This window comes from Bradyrhizobium sp. (assembly GCF_019242285.1).
Classification (GTDB): domain Bacteria; phylum Pseudomonadota; class Alphaproteobacteria; order Rhizobiales; family Xanthobacteraceae; genus Bradyrhizobium.
This window is the reverse complement of sequence record NZ_JAFAVV010000882.1, coordinates 1-11,745: the sequence shown is the minus strand read 5'-3', so window position 1 is coordinate 11,745 and position 11,745 is coordinate 1. Positions and strand designations below refer to the sequence as shown.

The 11,745-nt window shown below is 64.7% G+C and carries 17 protein-coding genes and 1 pseudogene; 9 read left to right on the top strand and 9 right to left on the bottom strand.

The genetic code is table 11. The features are described from left to right. Positions 1 to 298: pseudogene (locus tag JOY90_RS36320) on the top strand (trans-aconitate 2-methyltransferase); the annotation flags it as partial. A gap of 38 nt (positions 299 to 336) precedes the next feature. Then, positions 337 to 1,557: a lytic murein transglycosylase gene (locus tag JOY90_RS36315; protein ID WP_291695903.1), complete on the top strand. Its 1,221-nt coding sequence runs from the start codon at positions 337 to 339 to the stop codon at positions 1,555 to 1,557. A gap of 69 nt (positions 1,558 to 1,626) precedes the next feature. On the opposite strand, the gene JOY90_RS36310 is transcribed toward JOY90_RS36315, so the two are convergent. Both JOY90_RS36310 and JOY90_RS36305 read right to left on the bottom strand, forming a co-directional pair. Beyond that, positions 1,627 to 1,911: a hypothetical protein gene (locus JOY90_RS36310; protein WP_291695902.1), complete on the bottom strand. Its 285-nt coding sequence runs from the start codon at positions 1,909 to 1,911 to the stop codon at positions 1,627 to 1,629. Positions 1,912 to 2,172: 261 nt separating this feature from the next. Continuing rightward, positions 2,173 to 2,478: a hypothetical protein gene (locus JOY90_RS36305; RefSeq protein WP_291695901.1), complete on the bottom strand. Its 306-nt coding sequence runs from the start codon at positions 2,476 to 2,478 to the stop codon at positions 2,173 to 2,175. A 215-nt stretch (positions 2,479 to 2,693) separates the two neighbouring features. Between JOY90_RS36305 and JOY90_RS36300 the strand changes: the two genes are divergently transcribed. From JOY90_RS36300 to bfr, 3 genes are all read left to right on the top strand, one after another. Beyond that, positions 2,694 to 3,023 carry a hypothetical protein gene (locus JOY90_RS36300; protein WP_291695900.1) on the top strand — a complete coding sequence of 110 codons (330 nt, stop codon included), beginning with the start codon at positions 2,694 to 2,696 and terminating at the stop codon, positions 3,021 to 3,023. Positions 3,024 to 3,234: 211 nt separating this feature from the next. Then, a complete protein-coding gene (locus JOY90_RS36295) occupies positions 3,235 to 3,501 on the top strand; it encodes a (2Fe-2S)-binding protein (RefSeq protein WP_291695899.1) in 267 nt (88 codons plus the stop codon). A 135-nt stretch (positions 3,502 to 3,636) separates the two neighbouring features. After that, positions 3,637 to 4,125, top strand: coding sequence for a bacterioferritin (gene bfr / locus JOY90_RS36290; RefSeq protein WP_291695898.1), 489 nt, complete (start codon positions 3,637 to 3,639; stop codon positions 4,123 to 4,125). Between the two features lie 31 nt (positions 4,126 to 4,156). On the opposite strand, the gene JOY90_RS36285 is transcribed toward bfr, so the two are convergent. The 3 genes from JOY90_RS36285 to JOY90_RS36275 all read right to left on the bottom strand — a co-directional run bounded on the left by JOY90_RS36285 (position 4,157) and on the right by JOY90_RS36275 (position 6,488). Beyond that, positions 4,157 to 4,762: a pyridoxamine 5'-phosphate oxidase family protein gene (locus tag JOY90_RS36285; RefSeq protein WP_291695897.1), complete on the bottom strand. Its 606-nt coding sequence runs from the start codon at positions 4,760 to 4,762 to the stop codon at positions 4,157 to 4,159. Between the two features lie 149 nt (positions 4,763 to 4,911). Next, the gene (locus JOY90_RS36280; protein WP_291695896.1) at positions 4,912 to 5,973 is read right to left on the bottom strand and encodes an alpha/beta fold hydrolase; all 1,062 of its coding nucleotides are present in this window, start codon (positions 5,971 to 5,973) and stop codon (positions 4,912 to 4,914) included. Positions 5,974 to 6,074: 101 nt separating this feature from the next. Further along, the gene (locus tag JOY90_RS36275) at positions 6,075 to 6,488 is read right to left on the bottom strand and encodes a nuclear transport factor 2 family protein (RefSeq protein ID WP_291695895.1); all 414 of its coding nucleotides are present in this window, start codon (positions 6,486 to 6,488) and stop codon (positions 6,075 to 6,077) included. Between the two features lie 133 nt (positions 6,489 to 6,621). Between JOY90_RS36275 and JOY90_RS36270 the strand changes: the two genes are divergently transcribed. Next, positions 6,622 to 7,311 carry a helix-turn-helix transcriptional regulator gene (locus JOY90_RS36270; protein WP_291695894.1) on the top strand — a complete coding sequence of 230 codons (690 nt, stop codon included), beginning with the start codon at positions 6,622 to 6,624 and terminating at the stop codon, positions 7,309 to 7,311. Between the two features lie 11 nt (positions 7,312 to 7,322). On the opposite strand, the gene JOY90_RS36265 is transcribed toward JOY90_RS36270, so the two are convergent. Next, entirely contained in the window at positions 7,323 to 7,568 is a 246-nt protein-coding gene (locus tag JOY90_RS36265; protein ID WP_291695893.1) for a DUF2188 domain-containing protein, read from the bottom strand. A 123-nt stretch (positions 7,569 to 7,691) separates the two neighbouring features. Between JOY90_RS36265 and JOY90_RS36260 the strand changes: the two genes are divergently transcribed. Next, on the top strand, positions 7,692 to 7,958 hold the full coding sequence (locus tag JOY90_RS36260; RefSeq protein WP_291695892.1) for a DUF2277 domain-containing protein: 267 nt from the start codon (positions 7,692 to 7,694) through the stop codon (positions 7,956 to 7,958). A 28-nt stretch (positions 7,959 to 7,986) separates the two neighbouring features. Here JOY90_RS36260 and JOY90_RS36255 read toward each other — a convergent pair whose 3' ends face one another. Continuing rightward, a complete protein-coding gene (locus tag JOY90_RS36255) occupies positions 7,987 to 8,484 on the bottom strand; it encodes a collagen-like protein (RefSeq protein ID WP_291695891.1) in 498 nt (165 codons plus the stop codon). A 62-nt stretch (positions 8,485 to 8,546) separates the two neighbouring features. Between JOY90_RS36255 and JOY90_RS36250 the strand changes: the two genes are divergently transcribed. Further along, positions 8,547 to 8,876: a hypothetical protein gene (locus JOY90_RS36250; RefSeq protein WP_291695890.1), complete on the top strand. Its 330-nt coding sequence runs from the start codon at positions 8,547 to 8,549 to the stop codon at positions 8,874 to 8,876. Here JOY90_RS36250 and JOY90_RS36245 read toward each other — a convergent pair. Together JOY90_RS36245 and JOY90_RS36240 are read right to left on the bottom strand one after the other, a co-directional pair. Continuing rightward, positions 8,873 to 10,045, bottom strand: a complete 1,173-nt coding sequence (locus tag JOY90_RS36245; RefSeq protein ID WP_291695889.1) for a cytochrome P450 — start codon at positions 10,043 to 10,045, stop codon at positions 8,873 to 8,875. The two genes, JOY90_RS36250 and JOY90_RS36245, sit on opposite strands and share 4 nt — an antisense overlap. A gap of 4 nt (positions 10,046 to 10,049) precedes the next feature. Continuing rightward, positions 10,050 to 10,817 (bottom strand): SDR family oxidoreductase, encoded by a 768-nt coding sequence (locus tag JOY90_RS36240; protein ID WP_291695888.1) that lies wholly within the window; start codon positions 10,815 to 10,817, stop codon positions 10,050 to 10,052. Between the two features lie 82 nt (positions 10,818 to 10,899). Here JOY90_RS36240 and JOY90_RS36235 point away from each other — a divergent pair, with 82 nt between their 5' ends. Beyond that, positions 10,900 to 11,433 (top strand): transposase, encoded by a 534-nt coding sequence (locus JOY90_RS36235; protein ID WP_367277036.1) that lies wholly within the window; start codon positions 10,900 to 10,902, stop codon positions 11,431 to 11,433. Positions 11,434 to 11,745: the final 312 nt, after the last annotated feature.

Sequence of the window (11,745 nt, the reverse complement as noted above, 5' to 3'; positions counted from 1 at the left end):
GGCGCGGGTGCGCGACGAGCTTGCGACGCCGGGCGGCTATTACGATGCGCTCAGTCCGCTCTGCACGCATTTTCAGATCTGGCACACGATCTATTATCACGTGCTCGACGACCCCGTCGCCGTCGTCGAATGGGTCAAGGGAACGGGCCTGCGGCCTTTCCTCGATCTGCTGGAGCCGCACGAGGTCCGGCAATTCCTCGCCGAGTACACCGGCCGGATCGCCGCCACCTATCTGCCGCAGGCCGACGGCAAGGTGCTGTTCCGCTTTCCCCGGATTTTCATCGTGGCGGTGAAGTAGGGACAAGACAACGCGTGGGCGAGTCGTTTCGAACGAGCATTCGCTGCCTGCTCACAATTGCGGTGATCCTGACCGCGCCCAATTCCTCCGCCTTGGCCGCCGATGCCGCCTTCGCGCAGTTCGTGGCCTCGCTCTGGCCTGAGGCGCAGAAGCAGGGCGTCGCCCGGCAGACCTTCGACCACGAGACCGCGGGTCTCGAGCCCGATTACAAATTGCCCGATCTGATCCTGCCGGGACGGCCCGCGACGGGCGCGCCGTCGCAGGCCGAGTTCGTGCAGGTGCCGGCTGACTACATCAAGGAAGCGAGCATCGCCCGGCTTGCCGCTTACGGGCAGAAGCTGATGCAGCAATATCGGCCTTCCCTCGACAAGATCGAGGCGCGCTTTGGCGTGCCCGCCACCGTCGTGCTTGCGATCTGGGGTCGCGAGACGGATTTCGGCCGTTACACGCTGCCCTATGACGCGATCCGCGTGCTGGCGACACAGGCCTATGTCGGGCGGCGCAAGGACCAGTATCGCGGCGAGTTCATCCTGGCGCTGAAGCTGCTCGGCGAGGGCGTCGTTGCGCGCAAGGACCTGCGCGCATCCTGGGGCGGGGCGGTCGGGCTCACCCAGTTCCTGCCGTCGGAATACTATCAGCACGGCGTCGACCTCGACGGCGACGGCCGCGTCGACATCTGGCACTCGGTGCCGGATGCGCTCGCCTCCGCCGCGCAGCAACTCGCGCACAAGGGCTGGCAGGGCGGCCTGCGTTGGGCCCATGAGGTGCGTGCGCCGGACAATGTCGACTGCACCATGGGCGTGCCGGAGATGACGAAGCCGATCGGCGAGTGGCTGCGGGCCGGCTTCGTGCCGGTGCGCGGGCAGAAGCTGAGCGCGAAGGAGCAGGCCGAGCCGGCGTCCCTGCTGCAACCCGAGGGCATCTACGGTCCGGCCTTTCTCACCACCAAGAACTACTTCGTGATCAAGGAATACAATTTCTCCGATCTCTACGTGCTGTTCGTCGGTCACCTCTCTGACCGCATGACGAGCCCGCTACCATTCGCAACGCCGTGGTCGGCTTCGGCGCAGCTCCGCACTGCCGACGTCGAGGCGATGCAGAAGGGGCTGACCCGGATCGGGATCTACAAGGACAAGATCGACGGCAAGGCCGGGATGCTGACGCGCGCGGCGCTCGGCGCCTACCAGAAATCGGCTGGGCTCAAGGTCGATTGCTGGCCGAGCGAAGCCGTGCTGCGCTCGATCAATGCGCAGCGTTGAGACCGCGGAAATGAGAAAGCCCGGCCGATGGTTCGGCCGGGCTCCTTCGCGGGTCGCTGCGCTGATCGCTCAGTAGCAGACGCGTACAGGGCGGACGTTCCAGGCATAGCCGTCCCAGTAGCGCTCGTGACGCCAGTGGCAGCCATAGGGCGGGGGCGGCGGGGCTTCTTCATAGTAGACGGGGCCGCCATAGGGCGCCGCGCGGCTGGAGGCGATCGCGCCGCCAACGATGGCGCCGCCGATCAGTCCGGCCGCAATGCCGGCACCGACACCGCGCTGGGCGCTCGCCGGCGTCACCGTGAGCGAGGCCGCGATCGTTGCGATCGCAAGGCTGGCCGCAAGGGTCTTCTTCATGAACTGGACTCTCCTTAGGGATGGCGCCGTCAGGCGCCGGTTTCGGGAACCTTGAGGAACGTTTCGGAACGCCAGCACAACCACTGGGACATCCGGGTTCGACTGGCCTAGCGCTAGAAAAGCGCCGAATAGTCAATCGAACGTAAACGCAGAAGTGGACTGGCCCGAGAAAAAGGGCCGCCTTCAGGCAAAAGGAAGCAAAACGCCCCGGAAAACTGCCGGCTTTCGGGGCGTCATTGCAAATTTAATGAAGGTGAATGTCTATTCGCAGACGCGGACGTTGCGCACGCGCCAAGCAAACCCATCCCAGAAGCGCTGGTGCTGCCAGTAGCAGGGTCCGTAGGGCCCACCGACATAGGCCGGACCGTCGTAGGGGTATGGGCCAGGTCCATAGTAATAACCGGGCCCGTAATTATACGGGCTCGAGGCGATCGCGCCGCCCACAATGGCGCCGCCGATCAGTCCCGCCGCAATGCCGGCACCGACGCCACGCTGGGCGTGGGCGGGCGAGGCCGCGGAGAGGCCGAGTGCTGCGACGGCACCGATGGCCATCAGGGTCTTCTTCATAGCCTTACCTTTCCGAACCAGACCGGGATCCCCTCGCCCATCCCTATGGAGTAGCAGAAGTGATCCTCATGGTGGCAAAAGTTCCACACTTCGCTTGAACGATCGATGAACGACGACGCCAAGATTGGCGACCAATCGTGGCCGCGTAGTGCCGCTTTTGCGTCGCACAATCGGTTTTCTGGATGAGTGATCTGGATGATGAATGGACCCGCCGAATGATCAACGCAATCACAGCCTTCATGGTCGCGGTCGCCGCGACATCGCTCGTCTGCCTTGCGCTGATGATGCGCACGGACCGCCGTCCCCAGCGACGGGCGTCCCGCGCCGGCGGGGACCCCTATGACGGCAACTATTCGAGCAGCCCGTCGAACGACGGCTGGAGCTTCGCGAGTTGGTCGGTGCAATCTTCTGACACCGACAGTTCGGGGAACCCCGTCGCCGACGGCGGCGGCCAGGATTCGAGCTCCGGCAGCGACGGCACGGCCGGCGACAGCGGAAGTGACAGTGGCGGTGGAGATGGTGGCGGCGGAGGAGGGGGCGACTAGTGGTCCCCGGTAGACCACGGGGGGATGACGTTGATCTTCCGCAATTAACGCCGCTTCGATTGGTTCTAAGTCTGGATGGGAGCCTTGGGAATACTTGGGAATAATAGCCGGCAGTTTGGAATCGCTTCAAAAGCCGGTTTTTCCTTTTGCGCCGCTGCGCCGTCTTCACTATCGATGATCATATGCACCTTAGAAGGGTACGTCCGTTGTTATGATCGTCTGTTCCTGTAATGTCTTAAGCGACCATGATGTCCGCGACGCCGTCCGAACGGCGGCGGATGAGCTGCCGCGCAATCCCAAGCAGGTCTACGGCTGCCTGGGTTGCAGCGCCGAATGTGGTCGCTGCGCGCGTACCATCAAGACGATCGTTGACGAGGCGCTCGGGGCCTGCGCCGAGGCCTGCTTTGCCGGCTGCCCGCACAGCCGAGGCGAGACCGAGGCTCCGCTCGAGAACGTGTTCGCGCTCGCTGCGGCCTGATATTTTCCCGAGATATCTCCCTCGGTTTCGGAGGCGCGATCCCCATGCGGTTGCGCGGCCGGGGTTGCCCTGCACAAAAATCTCCGCCAGAAATCACCCCGTCTTCACGGCCCCCGCCGCAACCCGGAGCGCATCATGCAGGGCGACCCCAAGGTCATTGACTACCTCAACAAGTCGCTGCGTCACGAGCTCACGGCCATCAACCAGTACTGGCTGCACTTCAGGATCCTCAACAATTGGGGCCTGCTCGAGATGGCCAAGGTCTGGCGCAAGGAGTCGATCGAGGAGATGCAGCATGCCGACCGGCTCACCGACCGGATCATCTTCCTCGACGGCTTTCCCAACATGCAGGTGCTCGATCCCTTGCGGATCGGCCAGACCGTGAAGGAGATCATCGACTGCGACCTGGCCGCCGAGATGAGCGCGCGTGCGCTCTATCAGGAAGCCGCGACCCATTGCCACGGCGTGAAGGACTACGTCACGCGCGACCTGTTCGAGTCGCTGATGAAGGACGAGGAGCACCACATCGATTTCCTGGAAACCCAGCTCGACCTGATCCAGCGCATCGGCCTCGAACTCTACACCCAGAAGCATGTCGGCGGACTCGAGGGCGAGGACCACTGAGCGTCTTCACCCGGGCACTTTCAGCCTTGCATCAAAGCTGCGTCTCGTAGCGTGCGACGACCGCGGCCTGCGGCTCCGGTTCGCCGAGGCTGGTCTGCTCGTGGATGATCTCGGCGATGCTCGGAAACGAGGAGCGCGCGACGCGTGTCTCGGGCGACCAGAGGCGGGAACGCATCAACGCCTTGCCGCAATGGAAATAGGCCTCGTGCACGTCGATGCGCAGCACCGCGCGTGGCGGCTTGCCGAATTCCTCCATTCGCGCGAGCAGCTCCGGTTCTGCCGTGACCGTGCCCCGGCCCCCGACGCGCAGGGTCTCGTCGATTCCGGGAATGAAGAAGATGAGCTGCAGGAAGCCGCTGCCCTCGACGATGTTGCGGAAGCTGTCGATGCGGTTGTTGCCTGAGCGGTCCGGCATCAGCAGCGCGTTCGGCCCTTCGATATGGATGAAGCCGGGCGTGCCGCCGCGCGGCGAGGCGTCGACGCTGCCATCGGAACCGGAGGTCGCAAGCACGCAGAATGGCGACATCGCGATGAACCTGGTGGAGTGCGCGTCGAGCGCCGGGCGCGCCTTCGCGAGCACGCGCGAGGTCGGCTTGGGATAGATCGTGGCGAGGTCGCCTGCAGCAAGGTCGGCCATAGGGTGCTCCGATGTTTCGAATCAGCCTACCACCCTGCGCGTCCGACGTCTGCCGCCATCGGCGGCAAAACGAGGCGATCCAAACAGACGTGCGGGCTACGCCGCGTCCGCCGCACGAAGCCTTCCCGGGCGCATCAATCCGTCTGCGCTCACATGGTCTTCTGCGGCGCCGTCTGCAGCAACTCCTTCAACTGCTCGGCATAGAACGCCGCATTGCCGGTGGTGAGATGTCCGCGCGTCTCCGTGCTCGCCGGGATTAGATAGATTCTGCCGTTCCTGATGCGGTTGATCGCCGCGGCCGTGACGCCGGTCTCCGGCGGATTGCGCTCATCGTCGGCGGCATTGATCGCGAGCAGCGTGGCCTCGATCCTTTCCAGGTCGGCGGACGGATTGTAGTCGTGCGAGGCGTCCCACTGATAGACGTAGTCGTTGGCGTCCGCGGTGACGGGCTGCGCCAGTTGCTCGGCGACCAGGCCATCGGCCTTTGCCGCGGTCGGCGCCTGCACCTGGTAGGCCAGCGTGCCGCCGGCGCTGGCGAAACGATAGGCGACGATGGCGTATTTCATCATCCGCGGCGGCGAGGTGTAGTTGCCGCCGTTGTAGTCGGGATCGTTGCGGATGGTCTCCAGCATCATCCGCCGCAAGATCCAGTTGCGTGCCGCCATCTCGGTTGGCTGCGAAGCCATCGGCACCAGCACGTCCATGAAGGACGGATAGCGCACACCCCACAGCCAGGTGTGCATGCCGCCCATCGAGTTGCCGATCACGAGCCGCAGATGGCTGATGCCGAGTCCCTCCTTCACCAGGCGGTACTGCGCGTCGACCATGTCCGCATAGTCGTATTTCGGAAACGCCGTTCTCATGCCGTCCGACGGCTTGGTGGATTTGCCATGACCGATGCTGTCGGGAATGATGATGTAGTATCTCGTCGCATCGAGCGGCTGGCCCCGGCCGAACAGCTCGCCGGCGAAGGACGGCGTCAGCATGCTCGCCGCCGAACCGCCGGAGCCGTGCAGCACCAGCACCGGCTGTCCGGCTGGCTCGCCGATCGTCGTGTAGTGCAGCTTCAATTCCGGCATCGTCTCGCCGGTGTGGAACCTGAAGTCCTTCGCGATCCAGTCGCCTTCCCTGGGCGCAGGATAGTCCGCCGCCATTGCCGTCACCGATGTCAGTACCAGGGCGGCGGATAGCGCCGCGCCAAAGCCGTTCATGTCGTCCTCCCCGAGATTTGCGGCCTACGCCGCTTGGGCGCAAGCCTATCACGCCGGGCGGGGAGGGCCGAGGAGAATGGTCAGCGACAGGATTTTGTTGGTCAAGCCTCGTTGAGGATCTGCAGCTTCAACGCATACCAGCCCCAATAGACGCGATGGCGCCGGATCAGGCCGTCCTCGATCTCCATGATCTCGACCAGGTCCATCTGCTCGCCATCCGGCGAGGATCGCGGGTATTCCCAGGTCACGACGCGCCCGTCGCTGAAGAAGCCCTGCTTGAAGCGCTTCCGCTGTGCCGGGTTGGTCTGGAACACCTTGGCGATGAACCGGCGCAGGTTCTCCTTGCCCTGCATGATGCCCTCGCCGGTGTTCATCAGATGCCGCACCAGCGGGCTTTCGATCGATGCGTCCTCGGCATAGAGCGCGAGCGAGGCCTCCAGGTCCTTCTTGCCGAGGGCCTCGTCCCAGAGCTGATAGATGCGCTCGCTCTCGTTGCGCGTGTTCGCGTGGATCATGATGGCCTCCTCTTCCGCTGCATCAGGCGGGGTGAGCATCGCAGGCGAGGCGGGCGGGATGTTTCATCAAATCATGAAATGAGTTCCACCTGGACTGGACTATGGTTGCGCTCTGATCTGACGAGGAGTTCGCATGGCGTTGGCCCGGCCATCGATGCAGTCCGGCTTCGCCCGCGTCGCCGAGGCGCTCGGCGATCCCGCGCGCGAGGCGATCGTCAGTGCACTTGCCGACGGCAAGGCGCTGCCGGCCGGCGAGCTCGCCTCCGCCGCCGGCATCTCGCCGCAGAGCGCGAGCGCGCATCTGCAGAAGCTGGTCGATGCGCGCGTGCTTTCGGTGTGGGCGCAGGGCCGCTTCAGATATTACCGGATCGTCGACGACGACGTCGCCGCGCTGATCGAGAGCCTGGTCAATCTCGCAGTCAAGACCCAGGGTGGCAGGCGCCCGGCGGCTTGCGCGGAACTGCGGCAGTCGCGCACCTGCTATCGTCATCTCGCCGGCCAGCTCGGCGTGGCGCTGGGCGAAGCGCTGGTACGCCGCAGGCTCGTCGCGCTCAACGGACGGACCGGCGAGCTCACCGGGCGCGGTCTGGCCTGGTGCCGGTCCGAAGGGATCGACTTCAACCCGTCGCGCTCGCCGCATTGCCGCCTGTGCAACGACTGGACCGAGCGGGTGCCGCACCTCTCCGGGCCGTTGCCGAGCGCGATCCTGAAGCGGCTGACCGAGCTGCGGGGGGTTGCACCTCGCCGCATCCCGCGGGCATTGCGGCTGACGGCAACCGGCCGCGCGTTCTTCGATCGGCTCGGGGTGCGGGTTCCGTTCTGAGGCTCGCCGGTTCAGGCGCTGTCCTCGACGTCGGTGTCGGGGCGGTCGCTGCCGGCGGCGGTCTCAGAGTGCCACTTGCCGTCGGCGGTCTCGTATTCGATCGCCTCGGTGCGTCCCGGGATCCGTTGCTCGGCTGCGGCGCGCCGGGCCGCGGTGAGCGCCGCGGCGTGGCTTGCAAAACTCTCCGAGAACACGCCGTCGACGGTATAGGCCCAGCCGCCGTCATGCTGGACGATCTTGTAGGTGACATGCGCCATCGAACCATCCGCTCGTTCGGGAACCGGCGTGCATTCTATGACAAAATGGTTCGCCGATGTAGCATTTCGGACGGACCGACCGTCCTGTGAGGAAGCGCTGCCCCGGACTGCCAGGAGCGAGACATGTGCCGCAACATCAAGACGCTGTTCAATTTCGAGCCCCCGGCGACGGATGACGAGATCCACGCTTCGGCGCTGCAATTCGTGCGCAAGCTGTCCGGCTTCAACAAGCCGTCGCAGGCGAACGAGGCGGCATTCGACCGCGCGGTCGCCGAGGTCTCCGAAGCTGCGCGAAAGCTGCTCACCTCGCTGCATACGCAGGCGCCCACGCGCAACCGCGAGATCGAAGCGGAGAAGGCCAAGGAGCGCTCGCGGCTGCGCTTCGGTTAAGCACAGGCCGCGGGAAGCGGCGCGCCTATCACCAGTCCTGCTGTTTCTCCTTGTGTTTGTGCTTGTGCTTCTTCTTGTCCTTGCGGTGCTTCTTCTTCCCGGGCGCGCCATCCTCGTCGCGCTCGTCGAAATTTTCCATGCCGTCGTCGTCGGCGATGGCGTGCTCGAACACCTTCATCGCCTCGAGCCCCTGTGCCTCGATCTCCTCGCGGAGCGCGGCCTCGCGTGTGCGTTCCCGCCTGTGCTCGTCATAGGCGTCGAAGATCCGGTGCAGCCACGGCATCAGCTCCTCGATCGACGGAAGCTGGCCGGGCGGTCCGGCCTCGCCGCGCGAACCTGGCGGCCCCTGCTTGCCCTGCGGCCCGGGTTCCCCGCGCGCACCTTTCGGCCCCTGTGGTCCTGTCTTTCCCTGCGGTCCGGGCCGGCCCGGCTTGCCGTCCGGTCCGGGCCGACCTGGATGGCCTTGCGGTCCGGAACGGCCTTGCGGCCCCGGCCGTCTGCGCCGGAGCACCGACTCATTCGCCACGCTCACAACTCCTAAAAAAACGACTCACGGCAATCCAGCGTGACGTTGGTCGAGAGTCGTCCATGCCGCAAGCTTCGGCTGCCATTGATCAACATCAATCGCTTTCCCGGCCCGGCATGTCAGGTATGGCGGTGCGGCTGCGGGAGGGTTCAATGCGCGCTGCCTGGATCATTCTCGGATTGGCGATCACTGCCTTCGCGATCAGCCTTGTGCTCGCCCGCTGGTTGGTGCCCGACGTGGTTCCGATCGGCTATGCCGAAGAAGCGCAGGCGTCGTGGGCGGTGCTGACGGCCTTCGTGCTGCGCGCGATCGAACTGACCGCGGCCTGGGTCGCGGTCATCGCGCTCGTCCTGACCATCGGCGCATGGGCGAGAGGCCGATTGCAGCGTTAGTTCACCTTCCAGTCCACCGGCAGATTGAGCAGGCCGCGAAACGCCCAGCCGCCGATCCTGACCGGGTCCGACGGATCGAGCCGCAACCCCTTCAGCCGCGCGAACAGGCTCGGCAGCGCGACATCGGCGACCATGGCGCGCGAGGCGAAGGCTCCGGCGCAATAATGCGGGCCGGCACCGAAAGCGATGCTCTTCTGCGTGTCGCGGGTGATGTCGAAGCGATCCGGCTCGTCGAAGCAGGCCTCGTCGCGATTGGCCGAGCCGAACATGAAGAACACGCGGTCGTCCGGCTCGAAATCGATGCCTCCGTAGCGGCACGGCTTTGCTACTCGCCGCGGCGACATGCCGATCGGCGTGATCCAGCGCGCATATTCTTCGAACGCGTCGATCCACCTCGCCCTTCCATCGCGGATCAGCGCGAGTTGGTCGGGGTGCGTCAGCAGCGCCCAGGTCGCGGCGGAGACGGCGTCGCGCGGCTCGTTCTGCCCGCCGGAGATGGCGAGCTTGACGTTGGCGCGCACGCTGTCCATGTTCTGGCCGGCTGCGAGCAGCACGCTCAGGATCGAGTTGTTCGGATGTTTCGTCAGCACCGGAATCATGTCGTCGATCGCAGCATCGATGCCGGTGGTCGCGGCGTGGCAGCGCGTTTCGATCGTCTCGTCGCCGGTGTAGTTGGCGACGCCGTCGATCATCGCCTGCGACCAGGCGTCCATCTCCTGGTAGGAGATGTTGGTGAGCCCGGTGATGTCCTTCAGGCACTCGGCCGAGAACGGCAGTGCGAACGCCTTGACGAGGTCTGCTGCTCTGCGCGGCGCAAGTTCATCGAGGATGCGCTCCGCATGGGCATGGAACTTCGCAAGCCAGGTCTCGCGCACGGCGCGCGGCGACACCGAGGGAAACATCTGCGCCCGCTCGGACATGTGCGCGTCGCCATCCTTGCGCATCATGTTGTGACCCATCAGCACGTTCATCAGCCCGTCCGGCTGATGCGAGGAGAAGACGTCGATGCGCTTCTCCTGGGTGAAGATGTCGTCGCGGCGGGTGAAGACAGTCGAGCCGAGCTGCGGCACGAAGGCGATCGGCGCGCACCGGCGCATGCGCGCGAGATCGGGATAGGGATCGGCCCAGAACGCCGGCACATCGATCACGTAGTGCGGGGCGTTCGACATGGCGTCATACCGACCGGTAGCCGCCATCCGCCATCAGGATGGTGCCGGTGACATAGGCCGACAGATCGGAGGCGAGGAACACCGCGGGCCCCGCGATGTCGGCCGGCGTGCCGGAGCGGCCGAGCGGGGTGTGGTCCATGAAGGTCTTGACCAGTTCCGGGTTCGAGGCGCGCACCTTCTCGTTCAGCGGCGTCTCGATGAAGCCCGGACCGATCGCGTTGACGCGAATGCCGTGCCTGCCGAGCTCGACCGCGAGCGCGCGGGTGAAGCCGAGCACGCCATGCTTGGAGGTGGTGTAGGCCGGCGAGGTCGGCGTGCGCAAATGCAGGAAGGACTGGATCGAGCCGATGTTGATGATGCGGCCCTTCGTGGCGCGGAGCGGCTCCAGGAACGCCTGCGTGACGTTGAACGGCCCGTGCAGGTTGATGCCGAGCACATCGTGCCAGTCCTTCAGCACGGTGTCGGCATCGGACGTGAAGCCGTTGCGGCGGGTGATGCCGGCATTGTTGACCAGGATCGAGACCTGGCCGGCCTTGTCCGCCACCTGTTTTGCCACTCTGAAGCAATCCTCGCGGTTGGTGACGTCGAGCGCAAAACTATCGGCCTCTCCGCCGCCGTTTCGGATCTCCTGCGCCGCCTCCGCCGCCGCCTGTTCATTGACATCGAGCAGCACGACGCGCGCGCCTTCGCGTGCATAGGCCTGCGCGATCCCGCGGCCGATGCCGGAGGCGGCGCCGGTGATGACGGCAAGGTGGTTCTGGAGCAGAGGCATGGGACGTTTCCTGTGTTTTTGGTTGTTGCTATATACCACGTAGCCCGCATGAGCGCAGCGATATGCGGGACGGAGCAGACTGATGGGTCCAGTATCGGCGAAATTTTGTCCCCGGCGGGACCTATTTTTCACCGTCACCCTTGCGGATCGCCGTTCCGAAATCCTCGTAGGGCATGTCGATGCCTTGCGCAGCGCCTTTCGTGTCGCCCGGAAAGAGCGGCCTTTTGCGCTGGAGGCAATCGTCATTCTGCCCGATCATTTGCATACCGTCATGACTCTGCCGGTTGGCGATTCCGATTTTCCGGGTCGCTGGCGGCGGATCAAGGGGCACTTCAGCAGCGCGCTGATCAAAAGTGGTGCCAATCTGAAGCGGGCGCCCAATGGCGATCTGGCATTGTGGCAGCGACGGTTTTGGGAGTACACCATCACTGACGAGCAGGATTTTGCTCAGCACGTCGACTACATCCATTTCAATCCCGTCAAGCACGGGTTCGTGCAACGCGTTTGCCAATGGCCTTATTCCTCGTTTGGTCGGTTCGTTCGAGAAGGTTTGTTGCCTGAGGACTGGGCGGGCGATCTAGGCGAGCTGAGGGGATCGTTTGGTGAACGGGCTTGAGTGAGGCGTGTAGGGTGTAGCCCGCATGAGCGCAAGCGACATGCGGGAGCGTGTCTGCCAAAAGACCCGGATGTCGCTTCGCTCATCCGGGCTACGACTCGTTCTGTAGTCCGCATGAGCGCAAGCGACATGCGGGATCGTGTCTGCCAAAAAACCCGGATGTCGCTTCGCTCATCCGGGCTACGACTCGTTCTGTAGCCCGCATGAGCGCAAGCGACATGCGGGAGCGTGCTTAACCAAAGGACCCGGATATCGCTTCGCTCATCCGGGCTCCGACTCGTTCTGTAGCCCGCATGAGCGCAAGCGACATGC

Excerpts from the sequence above, each read along its gene's own strand:
- JOY90_RS36310 (WP_291695902.1), bottom strand. The coding sequence starts at position 1,911 with ATGAAGAAGACCCTTGCGGCCAGCCTTGCGATCGCAACGATCGCGGCC.
- JOY90_RS36305 (WP_291695901.1), bottom strand. The coding sequence starts at position 2,478 with ATGAAGAAGACCCTGATGGCCATCGGTGCCGTCGCAGCACTCGGCCTC.
- JOY90_RS36300 (WP_291695900.1), top strand. The coding sequence starts at position 2,694 with ATGATCAACGCAATCACAGCCTTCATGGTCGCGGTCGCCGCGACATCG.
- JOY90_RS36295 (WP_291695899.1), top strand. The coding sequence starts at position 3,235 with ATGATCGTCTGTTCCTGTAATGTCTTAAGCGACCATGATGTCCGCGAC.
- bfr (WP_291695898.1), top strand. The coding sequence starts at position 3,637 with ATGCAGGGCGACCCCAAGGTCATTGACTACCTCAACAAGTCGCTGCGT.
- JOY90_RS36285 (WP_291695897.1), bottom strand. The coding sequence starts at position 4,762 with ATGGCCGACCTTGCTGCAGGCGACCTCGCCACGATCTATCCCAAGCCG.
- JOY90_RS36280 (WP_291695896.1), bottom strand. The coding sequence starts at position 5,973 with ATGAACGGCTTTGGCGCGGCGCTATCCGCCGCCCTGGTACTGACATCG.
- JOY90_RS36275 (WP_291695895.1), bottom strand. The coding sequence starts at position 6,488 with ATGATCCACGCGAACACGCGCAACGAGAGCGAGCGCATCTATCAGCTC.
- JOY90_RS36270 (WP_291695894.1), top strand. The coding sequence starts at position 6,622 with ATGGCGTTGGCCCGGCCATCGATGCAGTCCGGCTTCGCCCGCGTCGCC.
- JOY90_RS36265 (WP_291695893.1), bottom strand. The coding sequence starts at position 7,568 with ATGGCGCATGTCACCTACAAGATCGTCCAGCATGACGGCGGCTGGGCC.
- JOY90_RS36260 (WP_291695892.1), top strand. The coding sequence starts at position 7,692 with ATGTGCCGCAACATCAAGACGCTGTTCAATTTCGAGCCCCCGGCGACG.
- JOY90_RS36250 (WP_291695890.1), top strand. The coding sequence starts at position 8,547 with ATGCCGCAAGCTTCGGCTGCCATTGATCAACATCAATCGCTTTCCCGG.
- JOY90_RS36245 (WP_291695889.1), bottom strand. The coding sequence starts at position 10,045 with ATGTCGAACGCCCCGCACTACGTGATCGATGTGCCGGCGTTCTGGGCC.
- JOY90_RS36240 (WP_291695888.1), bottom strand. The coding sequence starts at position 10,817 with ATGCCTCTGCTCCAGAACCACCTTGCCGTCATCACCGGCGCCGCCTCC.
- JOY90_RS36235 (WP_367277036.1), top strand. The coding sequence starts at position 10,900 with ATGGGTCCAGTATCGGCGAAATTTTGTCCCCGGCGGGACCTATTTTTC.